Genomic DNA, 13,347 nt, shown 5'->3' with positions numbered 1-13,347 from the left:
CGGCAAAGCTAGGCTTTCTTGATGAAGCCTTCGTCGCTGCAGGAAGTCCTGCTCATCGTCATCCTGGTCATAGGCGCTATCGGCGCCGTGCTGTCCGCCCTGGCGGTGCTCGTGGCGTTCGGCGTCAGCCTCTATGCGGCCATCGTCGGCTGACAGGGGCATGGCGATCGCAGGGGCGCTGCCCCGAAGGGCGACTGTTTTGATCAAAGGCCGGTGGCGGAGAGGGCGAAATCAAACGCCAGTGGTGGCGGGCTTTCTTCGACGGAAAGGGGTGACCATTTTTGGTCACCTTTCCCCACCAATCCGTGGAAACCGCAATGGCACGATTACCAGGCTACCTAGCAGGGCGAAGTCCCTGTTCGATTTACGGGACCTGCGTTTGCAGGGCTCTGGGATCGTTATTAGCTGTGGCGACTGAAGTGAAGCGTGCGGCAAGTTCAGCGCTTTCTACCGCTTTGGCCATGCTGAGAGCGTCAGGAAAATAGATCTGATCAACGTCAGAACCGGCTATCTGACCATCCATTCCCAGATCACTGACGATAGCGTTTATGATTGCGATGTACCGCTCGACGATGGCTCCCGTGTTCATCGGCTTGGCGTGGTGGCGGTCATAAAGCGGGAGAACGCATCCTTCACGCGCGGGCTACCCGAAAACACAATCACGATTGAGTTCAGGGCTGCTACCGAAGCGGGTTCGGCAATCATCGCCCGATGTTGAACGAGGGTCTCGAGAATATGGAGCTTTCGAGTTCTGGCCTCGTTGCCTTTGCGGATTTTCTCATTCTGCTCGGCGACAGCATGAGGCACCCGCCAAGCTGCCGCCGCGCTGCATATCGCCGCTATTGCGGAGCAGCCCGCTGCCACTAAAGCTATTTCTTGTGGCGTCATGTCACCTCTCCCCGTTGAACGGTGATGTTCGACGGTGGGCGCGGCAGAGTCCAGAACGGCCAACCAGCTTCAGCGACTGTTTTCAGCGCGGGACAAATGAGTTGCCGCCAACGTCCACCAAGCGACGGCCATTCGTCTGCCGCAAGTTCGAGTCCGCCAGCAGAAAATCGAATGGCGCGGTGTGCCAGTGGACACCCCCTAGGGGGTTTGATTTAAGTTGTTGATTTTATTGAAGGCCGGTGGCGGTGGACCCAGTCAGATGTTAAGTAGTCTCCAGAAAATGGCCCGTAAGTAACTGCAAAAACAGACTTTTATGGCTGGACTTATGTGATATTTTAGTCGCCGCCTTCGCCCTTTCAGGAGGATGCGATGACGGCTGCTGATGATGACGACGAGGCGTTCCTGGCGAGCTTGGAAACGATGTCGTTGGCATCGCTCAGGGATGAATGGCGACGGCGTTGGGGGCCGCCCCCTGACATGTGCTCGAAGCGCCTAATCCGGCATATTGTAGCCTGGCGGATTCAAGTCGCTAGGCACGGTGACCTCACGGCTGATGATCGCCGACGTCTCAAATCGACCGCGACGCCGACCCTCCAGCCGCTTCAACCCGGCAGTCGTGTCGCCCGAGAGTACCGGGGCGTGGTTCATGAAGTGATCGCGGAGGGGAGGGTGTTCCGCTATCGCGACCGCGACTACCGGAGCCTGTCCGCAATCGCTCGGGAGATCACCGGCGTGCGTTGGAATGGTCCGCGTTTCTTCGGTCTACGGCCGGGGGCTGGTCATGGATCATGAGGCGAGGGTGCGGTGCGCAATTTACACCCGAAAGAGTTCAGAAGAGGGGCTGAGCCAGTCGTTCAACTCGCTCCATGCGCAGCGTGAGTACTGCGAAGCCTACATTAAATCGCAGGGCGGCGAGGGCTGGACGATCGATCGTCGGCGATATGATGACGGCGGCTTTACAGGCGCGTCGATGGGACGACCCAGTCTCAAACGATTGCTCGCCGACATCGACGCTGGATCGATCGATGCCGTGGTCGTCTACAAGGTCGACCGCCTGACACGGTCATTGGCCGACTTCGCGAGAATACTGGAGGCGCTCGATAGGCGGGGCGTCACGTTCGTCAGCGTCACCCAAGCGTTTAACACCAACAGTTCGATGGGCCGGCTGACGCTCAATGTGCTGCTGTCCTTCGCGCAGTTCGAGCGTGACGTCACCGGCGAGCGGATACGCGACAAGATCGCCGCATCGAAGGCGAAGGGCATGTGGATGGGCGGCGTCGTTCCACTTGGCTACGATGCGCCAGACGGATCGGGCGATCGCCGTCTTCGTGTGAACGAGGAAGAAGCGGCAACCGTTCGTATAATCTTCAACCGGTTGATTGCATGCCGCTCGTTCTATGACCTTCAGCAGCAACTGGCGGAGGAGGGCATTCGGTCGAAGGCTGGCCAGTCTCGACGCGGCTTTACCTATCCCAGCATGCCGTTCAGCCGCGGAGCGCTGCGCCATCTGCTCCAGAACCCGATCTACCTGGGGCTGATCTGCCACAAGGGCGCGACCTACCAGGGCCGGCATGAGGCGATCGTGGATCAGCAGACATTTGACGCGGTCCAGGCGCTCCTTCGCCAGAGGAGCGCAACGTGGAAGGCTCGCGCGCCCAGCCTTGAGCGCGCGCCTCTTAGGGGGCGGGTTTTCGACGAGCTCGGACAATTGATGCGGCCGACGTTCGTCCGGCAAAAGGGGCGGCGATACAGCTACTATCTTGGACCCGGTCCAGTGCTGGGCATGGTCGGTCCAGATCGCACAGACCTAATTCGTCGTGTTCCCTGCGACGTGCTTGAGGGCATCATTCGCCGCCGTCTTGGTCAGCTGATCGACAGAGATGAGCGAGCCATTACCATTGAGGAGCTGCGGCAGATGGTGGCTCGCATCGAGATCAGGAGCGACTGCACGCATGTCGTGCTCGCTCTTCGAGCCCTGCGTGATCATCGCTGCGATCTAGACACGGTGGCAGCGGTGGAGGCGCGGCTGGCTTCCGGTGATCGAGTGCTCGCCGAAGGGGCAAGGCCAGGTCATGTCCGGATCGCCATACCCGTCCGCATGAAGTTCTCGGGCGGCCGTACCTGGATTGGGAACGAGCAGCGGGAGATCGATCCCGATGCCAAGATAATGAAATTGCGCGCGCGTAAGCGATTGAGGCTCGCTCATGTCGCATTAGGCTCGGCGCGTCCCGCGTTCGCCGCCCACCACCACGTCGTGCGAACCACGATGATGCCGTCGGCCAATTACGGCCGCTTCGCCTGGGCTTTTCTGGCTCCTGACATTCAATCCGCAATTCTGAATGGGCGACTCTCGACCTCGGCTATAGCCGCGCTCGAAAAACAGACGGCGATTCCGTTGAGCTGGGATGTTCAGCGCCAACTATTGGGGACGAATTATGCGAAGGGAGAGGGCTGGTGAGGGCACCGACATGATGGCAAATTTGTCTCCAACAATGCGGTGATTACTTGGAGACTTGCCGTCTGACTGGGTGGGGTGCTGCCAGTCCAATGCGAACTTGTCTCCAGATGTACCGCGCCTGGAAGGCGCGCGTCGGGTCCCCATAGGCCGCGCCTTGGGACCGCTTCTTCCGGGTAAAGAAATTCGCCGAGGTGTCGGTATCTATCGAGAAGGAGCTTCGTCGATCAGATCGAGGAGCAGCTTCAAACGTTCTCGCAGCGCCGGCACGTGAACGCCCGATAAGGCAGACCTTCGTCCTGAGAGCGCCAAGACGGTTTCGAAGACGGCGTCCGAGGCGCGGATGAGGGACACGAGGTTTTCTCCGCTAGGACCGTTTCGGCCCTCGAACCAGTTCCGGACCGCGCGTTCATTGGCGCGCGTGATCCGTCCGACCTCTTTCCGTGCCGAGGGCGTCGCCCCCCACTCTCGCCGCATGGCCGCGGCGATCTGCTGCGGGAAGCTCTCCATCCTACGCCTCTTCCGTGTGAAAAGTTTTTCCTGTTTTGGACTGAAGTTTTCAGTCCAATTTCTGAAACGACTTTCACGCCGAAGGGCGCTTACGGTGTCGGTCCAACCGTGCCGCCAAGGCGGCGAACGACCGGCAGGGCGATGGACCGACCGAGCGACCACGGCGGAGGTGAAGGCGAGGCGCTGGTGCGTGCGGCTGAATACGTGCGCATGTCGACCGAGCATCAAAAATACTCCACTGAGAATCAGTCGGAGGCGATTGCGGCCTACGCCGCACGGCGCGGATTCGAGATCGTCAAAACCTATGCCGATGCCGGAAAGAGCGGCCTGAAGCTGGACGGACGCGCGGCGCTGCAAGGCTTGATCGCCGACGTGCGCGACGGCGTCGCCGGCTTCGACGCCGTCATCGTCTACGACGTCAGCCGGTGGGGTCGATTTCAGGACGCCGACGAGAGCGCCTACTACGAGTTCATCTGTCGCGAGGCCGGCATCGCGGTGCACTATTGCGCCGAGCAGTTCGAGAACGACGGCAGTCTTAGCGCGACCATCATCAAGAGCATGAAGCGCGCGATGGCCGGGGAGTATAGCCGCGAGCTGTCGACCAAGGTGTTCGCCGGCCAGTGCCGGTTGATCACCCTTGGCTTCCGTCAGGGCGGACCAGCGGGGTTTGGATTGCGCCGCCAGCTGGTCGATGAACTCTGCCGCCCCAAGGGGGAGCTGGCGCGCGGCGAGCAGAAGAGTCTGCAAACGGATCGCGTGATCCTGACGCCGGGACCGCCGGAGGAGGTGGAGGTGGTGCGGCGCCTCTATCGGCTGTTCGTCCTTCAGCGACGTTCGGAAAGCGAGATCGCCGCCTTGCTCAACGCCGAAGGCGTGATGACCGACCTCGGGCGGCCGTGGTCGCGATCGACCGTCCACCAGGTGCTGACCAATGAAAAATACATCGGCAACAACGTCTACAATCGACGCTCCTTCAAGCTGAAGGCCAAACGGGTTTTGAATACGCCCGACATGTGGGTGCGCAAGGACGGCGCTTTCGACGGCATCGTCGAGCCCGACTTCTTTGAAGCGGCGCAGAGGATCATTCAGGACCGCAGTCGACGGTATTCCGACGAGGAGCTGCTCGGTCAGCTGTCGGCGCTGCTGGAGCAGAAGGGCTGGTTGTCGGGGTTGGTGATCGACGAAGTCGAAGACATGGCGTCGAGTTCGACCTTTCGTCAGCGCTTCGGCAGTCTGGTGCGCGCCTACGCCCTGATCGGCTACGCGCCGGCGAAGGATTTCCGCTACATTGAAACCAATCGCGCGTTGCGCCGCCTCCACCCGGGTATCGTGGCCCAAGTGATCGCCGAAGTTGCGCAGGCCGGAGGGACGGCCGAGCGCGACGAGGCCACCGACCTGATCACCGTCAACGCCGAGTTCACCGCCTCTATCGTGCTCGCCCGTTGTTGCGAAACCGCCGCCGGGGCGCTGCGATGGAAAATCCGCCTAGATCAGGGGCTTCGACCGGACATCACCATCGCCGTTCGGATGGAGGCTGGGAATGCGGAGATCCGCGACTATTACCTTCTGCCCTGGCTCGAGGGCGGCGCTGATCCCAGCCTCAAGTTGTCGCCGGAAAACGGCGTGCGGTTGGACGCCTTTCGTTTCGATGACTTGAGCGGATTTTACGATCTCACGCGTCGAACGGAGCTGCGAGCAGCATGAGTGACGTCCCCGATATCTTGATGATCCCAGTGAACGCCATCACGGTTCTCAATCCCCGGGCGCGCAACAAGCGCGTGTTCCAAGAACTCGTGACCAGCATCGAGCGGTTGGGCTTGAAGAAGCCGATCACGGTCAGCCAGCGCCCTGGACGCTCTCGCTATGATCTCGTCTGCGGGCAAGGAAGGCTGGAGGCCTTCGTGGCCCTTGGCCAAGAGTCGATTCCCGCTGTCGTGATCGACGCCGCCGAAGACGACTGTTTCGTCATGAGCCTGGTCGAAAACTTGGCTCGGCGACAGCACACGCCGCTGGAATTGGTGCGCGCCATCGGCGCTTTGCGCGAGCGCGGCTATAGCCATGGGGAGATCGCGGTCAAGGTCGGCTTCAGCCGCGAATATATCTACGCCATCTGTTTCCTGCTGGAGAACGGAGAGGAAAAACTGATCTCTGCGGTGGAGCGGGGAGTCATTCCGCACACCATCGCCATGGAGATCGCTCAAGCCAAAGAAGGCGATGTCCAGCAGGCCCTCGCCCAGGCCTATGAAGACAAGGCCATCCCTGGAAATCAGGTTTTGGCGATCCGCCGGATCATCGAACAACGTAACACTAGTGGGAAGAGCATGACCCCGCGCAGCCGCGGCGCTCGCTCTGCTAAGCCGGCTACGCCAGAGTCGCTGATCCGCGCCTTGAAGCGTGAGACGGAACGGCAAACCGCGTTTGTCCGGCGGGCGGGGCTGACCCGGTCGCGTCTCGACTTCGTCGTCAGCGCCCTTCAACACCTCCTGGCCAACGACCTGTTCGTCGCCCTGATGCGGGCGGAAGGCTTCAACACCCTCCCGACCGCCTTGGCGGCGCGCATTGGACAGGAGCGCTTCTAGATGGAGCCGGTCCGGATCGCCTTTGAGCCTCAGGTTCGCGTGCTGTCGTTAGACAAGCTCCTGCTATCCAAGATCTTGCCGGCAGCGGTCATGGAATCGGTGAAGTACAAACGGATCGCCGCGTCTGTCGCGGAGGTCGGCGTGGTGGAGCCCTTGGTGGTGGCTCAGGCGAGCGCCGACGGCCTCTACACCCTGCTCGACGGCCATGTTCGCTTGAGCGTGCTGCAGGCCAGGGGAGAAACGGAAGCCCGCTGCGTGGTGGCTGCGGACGATGAAGCCTTCACCTACAACAAACGGGTCAATCGTCTCGCTCCGATCCAAGAGCATTATATGATCGTCCGCGCGATCGAGCGCGGCGTCTCCATGCAAAAGCTGGCGCGGGCGCTGAATGTCGATGTGGCGGCCATCCGCCAACGGCGACATTTGTTGAGCGGCATCCATGCCGACGTGGCCGAACTGCTGAAGGACAAGCCGGTCGGGATCAACGCCTTCCAGAAGTTGCGGAAGATGAAGCCGATCCGCCAGCTGGAGGTCGCGGAACTGATGGTGTCGGCGAACAACTACAGCGCCAATTACGCCAAGGCCCTTCTAGTGACGACCCGACCTGCTGACTTGGTCAAACCCGATGCGGTGAAGAAGGCCGCCGGCGCCGACCATGCCGAGAGAGAGCGACTGGTGCGTGAGCTGGCGGTGGTGACACACGACTATAGGGAGCTGGAGATTTCTTACGGCGACGACGCCTTGTTGCTGGTGATCGCAGCGGGCTTCCTGGAGCGTCTGCTGTCTCGGCGGCCCATCGAGCAGTTCTTGGCGACCGGGCATTTCGAGATGTTGGAGACCTTCCGGGGCGTCATCGCCGCCGTTTCGCTTGAGGCTCCGTCGGCGGCGGCGTGAGCGCCTGGATCAGGGGACCGGGACCCTTCAAGCGCCGGGACCATCGGAGAAGCCGTCGTGCGGGACGGATCAAGGATGGCGGCGGGGATGGCGGCGAACCCGTTCGGAGCCCGCTAGGCCGGTCGCGATCAGATCGGTCGATCCTGAGGCGGCCGAAATGCGAGCGGCGCGGCGCATTTCGGCCGCCTACCCCGAGAAGCGGATGGGTTTGGGCGCTGAGCAAGGCTCGGGCTCTCCGAAAGGGCGAACAAACCCGACGTCAGGCTCTGTCGCCACGCAACCTCGTTCCGATGCAAGAGGGGCGCAGTCGGCGGGCGGTTTTCAAAACCATAAATGCGGGTGATCATTGGGGCGAGGTCGAGGGGAGCGAGAGGGGTAGAGGTGGATTTCGAGGGGATGGCGGCGGCGCTTGAGGCGAGCGGCGACTATCGAATTCTGCGCAAGTTGCAGGCGAGAGCGCCTTTGGCGCCCGCCGAGACTGTTGGACTGCGCTTGGGATTATTTGTTGATGTGGAAACAACGGGCCTGGATCCGCGTCACGACGAAATCATCGAACTCGCCATGACGCGTTTCTTCTACAGCCCGGATGGCCGCGTTCTTGGTCTGGGGGAGAGTTTCCAAGGCTTCAGACAGCCGGACCAACCGATTCCTCCCGAGGTGACGGCGATCACGGGCATCACCGACTCCATGGTGGCGGGGCATGTGATTGACCCAGGGGCGGTTTCCGCTTTTGCCGCGTCCGCAGCCTTTGTCGCCGCCCATAACGCCGCCTTCGACCGCCGTTTTCTCGAGCGCTTCAGCGACGTTTTCAAAACCAAACCCTGGGCCTGTTCCATGTCGCAGATCGATTGGGCGGCGCAGGGGCATGAGGGGACGAAGCTCGCCTATTTGGCCAGCGGCGCGGGCTTCTTCTACGATAAGCACAGGGCAGTGAACGACTGCGCCGCAGCGATCGAGCTGCTGTCACGGCCTTTGCCCATAAGCGGGGCGCCGGCGCTGTCTGTTTTGCTGGAGGCCGCGCGTCGTCCGACATGGCGCATTCGCGCCGAGGGCGCGCCTTTCGACCTCAAGGACGCGTTGAAAGCGCGCGGCTATCGCTGGGACGATGGAACGCGCGGGGCCCCCCGGGCCTGGTACGCGGATGTCGCGGATGCGGACCGTGAAATCGACTATCTCCGACGCGAGATCTATCAGCGCGACATCGATATCCATCCCGTCAAGATTGACGCCTACGATCGGTTTTCAGACCGGTGCTAGTTTTCGAAAGCTGTCGTGGACGCGCTAATGTCGCAGCGGCTCGCAGGCAAGGCCGTCGCCGTCGCCGTCCATCCAGGAACGATAGGACGGATCCCAGGACGGTATATCTTGTCGACCCGCGGCGCGAACGGCGTCGCATCCGCTGTAATGTTGATCGGTCGTGCGCGTCTTGATGTAGGCCCTTAGCGCTGCGCGAGGGGGTGATGGCGAGACGATGAAAAGCGTCGTTGCAAAGGCCGCCAGGGCGATGAGCGCGACGGTTGCAGCAAACGGCCACCTGCGGCGATCAGGGGGCGCGATCGGACGAGAATGTCGCAAGCGGGGCGGCATAGGCGCACCTTGGCGATTAGGGGTTGATCGACAGTCAGGGCCAGCGGCTCGGCGAGCGCAAAGACGCAGGCCTTTTCTCGCTGCGTTATGAAGCGCGGACTTGGAGCTGGGGATCGCTCTGCGAAGACCGGCGGGGAGGTCCGATCTCCCCGCCCATAACCAAGCGCTTTAGAAGTCCGTAATCGGCTTGGCGCTCGACGCCGTGGCGTTGGCGGGGACTTCGACGCCGCCGCGGCTGAGCAGGGTGCGCATGGGTCCGACCATGGTGCGGGTGGCCTGGATCTGATCGCCGAGCAGGCCGGCGGCGGCGCGCAGGCTGCCCAGTTTGGTGACTTTCATGGGGTTGGATTGCAGGCCGCTGATGAGGCTGGGCGCCTGTTGGCCCAGTTCGATGTTGCGCATCATGCCGATAGTGAAGTTGTAGGCGGCGTTAAGCATCAGGGTGCGTTGGTTCGCACTGGCGGCGTCGTACTTCGCCTGTAGGGCGGCGGTGTCCGCCGCCTTGGCGTTCACGGTCGCGACATTGGCCTCGAAGCTGGCCTTGTGGGCTTGCAATTCACGGAGCGACGACGCGCCCTGGATGGCTGCAAGCTCCGCCCGGGCCTCTTCCTGCTTGCCGTCTTCATCGACGGCGTGCGCCAGAAGCGTCGCGGCGCTCCAGACCAGCTTGGTGGTCTCGAGGGTTTCGCTCAGGAAGGCGTCGGGATCGCCGGCCGTGACGTTGGGTTGACCGCCGCCGGGCGCGAGCTTGCGCAGGCCGCCCAGTTGAGCGTGGGCGGAGGAGGCATATCCGGAGGTGGCCAGAACAGCGGCCAAGGCGACAGCCAAGAGGGAAGAGGTCTTCATCAGAAGCTCCAATAGCAGGGTGGTTTAAGGGTTGGGGTTCAGGGCCTTGGCGGCGCGAAGCGCCAGATCCGAGGCGAAATCGGCCAGATCAATCTGGAGCGACTGATCCTGATAGGCGGGGTCCGCACCCGACGGGACGGCGGTGGCGGTGAGCGTTTGCTGCAGGCCTTGCGCGCCGACTCTCTGATCGTTGCGTTTCAACACGTAGCCGACGGTCAGATCATAGGTGTTCTGAACGAAGGTCCGACCCGAGGGCTTCTGGCCAGTGTGAGCCAGATTGTGGACGGCTTCGAAACACAGATCGGCCGGGCGCGCCGTCAGCGCCTTAACCTCGCGATAGTCCGGAGCGATGGAGGCGAGCCCCAGGGGCGCGGCTTCGTCGCCGAAGCGAGTAGCCTGAACCGCGCCCGGGAAGCCTGCGGCGAAACGGTTGAAGCTGAGGGCCTGGAACAGGGGCTGCTCCGCGCCGCGAAAAGCCACCGCCGGCGCGCAAGGCGCGTAGCGGAATCGCGAAGCTGACAGGGAGCCGACCGTGTCGTGAGCCACCTGGTCGCCGCGTCGCACCCTGGCGATTTCGACGCCGGACTGGCGCGCCGTGGCGACGCCCTGGCCAAAGCCGGTGACTTCAAGGGCGGCGACCGGCACCCAGACATCGCCCTGAACGCCCGATACTCGGCCGATAGAACGCACCACCTGGGCGTCCTGCCCCATGCCGAGCGCGCCGGTCGGATCGGTGATCGAAACCTCGCCGTCGTCCGCCGAAGCGACGGCAAGTCGCACGCGCGACGGCGTGAAGCCGGCCTTGAGGGCTCGTGCGGCGAGCGTCATGGCGTTGCGCACGGCCACATCGCGGCGCTGGTCGGTCGAAGGGGCCATGCCGTTGGCGATCTCATCGACCTGCTGGTCCTTGCCTTCGACGGCGAAGACCACGCGGCCGTCATGGTCGATGACCTCCAAGAAAACCCGGGCGTCCTGCACCCGGCGCTCGACGCCGCGCACATTGGTGGGCGCCTGGACGGGCGCCAGCGGGGCGACGGTGACACGTAGGAAGTAGTCGGGCAGGGCGGGCGGGCGGCTTTCAACGCCGGCAGCCGTCAGGAGCGGGGCGCGCAGGGCTGAAGCGGCGGGATTGATCTGAACCAGGGCGAAGCCGCCCGCGGCGGACAAGGCCTCCTCCATGATGACGGCGGCGTAGCCGGACGGCACGTCGGACGGGGTGTCGGCCACCACGACCAGAAGGGAGGGCCGGCTCAGGGCGTCGATGGGTTGGGCCACATAGCGTGACAGGGATTGCCCGACGCTGAGCGTGTCGAGAGCCGGCTTGACTACGGCGTAGTGGGCGTCGGCGAAGACCACCCGGGCGTCGGCGCCGATCTGGTCGCCAGGGCGCAGGCCTTTCTGCAGGCCGGCGTCGACGACGTAGAGATCGCCGTTTCGGCTGCGGACCTGGGTTGTCACGGCGCCGGATTGGAACCGGGCCTTGGCTCCATCCACCAGGGCCACGAGGGCGGCGTCGAAGTGACGATCGAATTGGGCTGCGGCCTCGGCCTGATAGCCGGAGCGGTCCATATCGCCCTGGACATAGGTCGAGACCGTGTGGGCGAACATGACCTCGCCGGTCAGCACATTGGTCATCAACAGGGTGACGGTGATGGGCATGTGCACCTCGACCACGCTGGCCTTGGGCACGTGCCAGAGATCAGCACGGGAGACATGCAAGGAGGTCGCGAGGGTGCGCGACATCAAGGTTTCGCGCGTCATGCCTGACGGCGGCGCCGCCGACAGATCGGGCGACAGCCTGTCTTGTCCGAAGCGGTCAATGACCAGGGCGCTGAAGCGTTCGCCCCAGTATTGTCGACGCTCGGTCGGGTCCAGCTTGTCGCAGAGATCCAGGGCAATCAGGGTGTTGGAACGCCCCGAGGTTCCGCAAGCGGAATCTTCAGGACCGAAGAGACCGCGGATGGGGTGAAGGCGAAGGCCGTCGTCGCCGGCTGACGCGGTCGTCGGCGCAGCGATCGCGGCGGCCAGCAGCAGGGAGGCGAGGCGGGACATCAGCAGCCGTTCAGGCAGAGGATGACCTGTTGGGGCGCCGTCTGCGACTGCATGGCGGCGAAGGCCGGATTGCTGCGCAGGCGCTGGAACAGCGCCAGGTGCAACGGCGTGGACCCCGAATATTTGACGTGGATGTTGATCTGACGCGCATCCTGCCCAAGGAAGGCGTGCTGGTCGACGCCCTGAATGGCGCCGAGCGCGTCCAAGAGATCGGCCTGAACGCCCATGTTCAGGTCGTTTCCGCGCACCGTCAGGGTGTATTCGGCGGGGGCCGACGCGGACTGGACGGCCGAGGTTTGAGCGCGACTGACATTGCGCCATTCGCGTTGAATCTGCGGACCGAGGGCGGCAGCGACTTGGCTGGCCAGAACCGAGGTCAGACGGTTTTCGCAGTCAGAGCTGTTGCGGCCGACGCCGGTCGCCTCACGGAAGGCGGAGCCGACGTTCTGACCGGTGGCGGTGCTGTAGGCGTCGGCGTTGAAGGCGCCGGTGCATTCCACCTCGCCGGTCGCGGGGTGGCGGCCGCCGTGATTGATCTCCAGGGCGCCCGACATGAAGAAGGGCGCCGACTGGCTCTGGGCGTACTGGAAGAACGAACTCAGCTTGCCGCTGGCTTGCAGCTCGCTGAACAGCGGCGTCGGACCCGGCTGGAAAGCCGCCATCAGCGGCGTGACGCTGGCGGTGCCGATGTCGTAGTTGACCAAGCCTTCGGTCAGGGCTGAGACGGCGGCGCGGCCGGTGGCGCTGTTGGCGGCGGACTGGAAGGTGATGCGCTGACGGAAGCGCACGTCGTCGTGGGTGCTGGCTTCGATATTGGTGCGATCGATAAAGGAGGTGTCGCTGGACGAAGCTGACGACGAGCGCGAACGCTGGGCGCTGGAACTGCCGCCCGAACCGCTGACCGCGACCGAACCGCGCGCTCCGCTGGCGGCGCCGGCGTAGCGGCCTTGCGAGGATTGGCCCGAGGCCGAGGAGGAGGAGGTGCCCGAGCGTTCGCGGTTGCTGTAGGCGACGGCCGACTTGTCGCTGAAGGACGAGCCGCTGTCGCGGTCGTATTCGGTGACGATCTCGGCCGGTTGGCTGAAGTCCGGCGCCACGCCGATGGCCTCGTCGATCATGACCACGATGCGTTGCTGCTGACCGCCGCCGCGACGCGAGGACGAGGCGAGGCCCAGATCGTCGAGGGCGCTTTGGAACCATTGGCGGTCGATGCTGGCCGACAAGGTGACGTTGAAGGCGTTTCCGACCCGTTCGGACGAGCGGTCGACGATCATGTCGTTGCGGATCTGGACGGCCAGTTGGTCGACCATCTCCGGCGTCAGTTCGCCCATGCGTTCGGCGCCGAGGACCTGGCGGGCGAAGGCGCGCACCAGATCGGCCTTGGCCAGGGCTTCGGCCTGGGCGCGAACGGCATTGACGTCCCGGGTGACGGGCGCAGAGCCGCTGCCGGACACGACATTGGCCGATTGGGCGAAGGCGACGGAACTGATCGCCGCCAGAGCCAGGGCGGCGGCGCAGGAAGACATGAAGGTCATG

Annotated in this window: 12 protein-coding genes; 7 read left to right on the top strand and 5 right to left on the bottom strand. The window is 63.5% G+C overall.

The features are described from left to right. Positions 1 to 21 precede the first annotated feature (21 nt). Positions 22 to 153 carry a hypothetical protein gene (locus ACFYLW_RS11665; protein ID WP_292082107.1) on the top strand — a complete coding sequence of 44 codons (132 nt, stop codon included), beginning with the start codon at positions 22 to 24 and terminating at the stop codon, positions 151 to 153. Between the two features lie 432 nt (positions 154 to 585). On the opposite strand, the gene ACFYLW_RS11660 is transcribed toward ACFYLW_RS11665, so the two are convergent. Then, entirely contained in the window at positions 586 to 888 is a 303-nt protein-coding gene (locus ACFYLW_RS11660) for a DUF6680 family protein (RefSeq protein WP_390183046.1), read from the bottom strand. Between the two features lie 369 nt (positions 889 to 1,257). Here ACFYLW_RS11660 and ACFYLW_RS11655 point away from each other — a divergent pair, with 369 nt between their 5' ends. The 6 genes from ACFYLW_RS11655 to ACFYLW_RS11630 all read left to right on the top strand — a co-directional run bounded on the left by ACFYLW_RS11655 (position 1,258) and on the right by ACFYLW_RS11630 (position 8,583). Continuing rightward, positions 1,258 to 1,680, top strand: a complete 423-nt coding sequence (locus ACFYLW_RS11655; RefSeq protein WP_390183045.1) for a DUF2924 domain-containing protein — start codon at positions 1,258 to 1,260, stop codon at positions 1,678 to 1,680. Beyond that, positions 1,631 to 3,346 (top strand): recombinase family protein, encoded by a 1,716-nt coding sequence (locus ACFYLW_RS11650; RefSeq protein ID WP_390183044.1) that lies wholly within the window; start codon positions 1,631 to 1,633, stop codon positions 3,344 to 3,346. The genes ACFYLW_RS11655 and ACFYLW_RS11650 overlap by 50 nt, the downstream gene beginning before the upstream one ends. A 648-nt stretch (positions 3,347 to 3,994) precedes the next feature. Beyond that, positions 3,995 to 5,557, top strand: a complete 1,563-nt coding sequence (locus ACFYLW_RS11645) for a recombinase family protein (RefSeq protein WP_390183043.1) — start codon at positions 3,995 to 3,997, stop codon at positions 5,555 to 5,557. Next, positions 5,554 to 6,432, top strand: coding sequence for a plasmid partitioning protein RepB C-terminal domain-containing protein (locus ACFYLW_RS11640; RefSeq protein ID WP_390183042.1), 879 nt, complete (start codon positions 5,554 to 5,556; stop codon positions 6,430 to 6,432). Before ACFYLW_RS11645 ends, ACFYLW_RS11640 begins: the two co-directional genes overlap by 4 nt. Then, the gene (locus tag ACFYLW_RS11635) at positions 6,433 to 7,326 is read left to right on the top strand and encodes a plasmid partitioning protein RepB C-terminal domain-containing protein (RefSeq protein WP_390183041.1); all 894 of its coding nucleotides are present in this window, start codon (positions 6,433 to 6,435) and stop codon (positions 7,324 to 7,326) included. A gap of 333 nt (positions 7,327 to 7,659) precedes the next feature. Next, positions 7,660 to 8,583: a 3'-5' exonuclease gene (locus ACFYLW_RS11630; RefSeq protein WP_390183040.1), complete on the top strand. Its 924-nt coding sequence runs from the start codon at positions 7,660 to 7,662 to the stop codon at positions 8,581 to 8,583. Positions 8,584 to 8,607: 24 nt separating this feature from the next. On the opposite strand, the gene ACFYLW_RS11625 is transcribed toward ACFYLW_RS11630, so the two are convergent. The 4 genes from ACFYLW_RS11625 to ACFYLW_RS11610 all read right to left on the bottom strand — a co-directional run bounded on the left by ACFYLW_RS11625 (position 8,608) and on the right by ACFYLW_RS11610 (position 13,346). Next, positions 8,608 to 8,913: an excalibur calcium-binding domain-containing protein gene (locus ACFYLW_RS11625; RefSeq protein WP_390183039.1), complete on the bottom strand. Its 306-nt coding sequence runs from the start codon at positions 8,911 to 8,913 to the stop codon at positions 8,608 to 8,610. Between the two features lie 168 nt (positions 8,914 to 9,081). Further along, positions 9,082 to 9,759 (bottom strand): hypothetical protein, encoded by a 678-nt coding sequence (locus tag ACFYLW_RS11620; RefSeq protein ID WP_390183038.1) that lies wholly within the window; start codon positions 9,757 to 9,759, stop codon positions 9,082 to 9,084. Between the two features lie 24 nt (positions 9,760 to 9,783). Further along, positions 9,784 to 11,811, bottom strand: a complete 2,028-nt coding sequence (locus ACFYLW_RS11615; protein ID WP_390183037.1) for a hypothetical protein — start codon at positions 11,809 to 11,811, stop codon at positions 9,784 to 9,786. Beyond that, entirely contained in the window at positions 11,811 to 13,346 is a 1,536-nt protein-coding gene (locus ACFYLW_RS11610; protein ID WP_390183036.1) for a hypothetical protein, read from the bottom strand. Before ACFYLW_RS11610 ends, ACFYLW_RS11615 begins: the two co-directional genes overlap by 1 nt. Position 13,347: the final 1 nt, after the last annotated feature.

This window comes from Brevundimonas sp. NPDC007368 (genome assembly GCF_042869015.1).
Lineage (GTDB): Bacteria > Pseudomonadota > Alphaproteobacteria > Caulobacterales > Caulobacteraceae > Brevundimonas.
The sequence above is the reverse complement of the archived record's forward strand: the minus strand, read 5'-3'. Positions and strand labels throughout refer to the sequence as shown.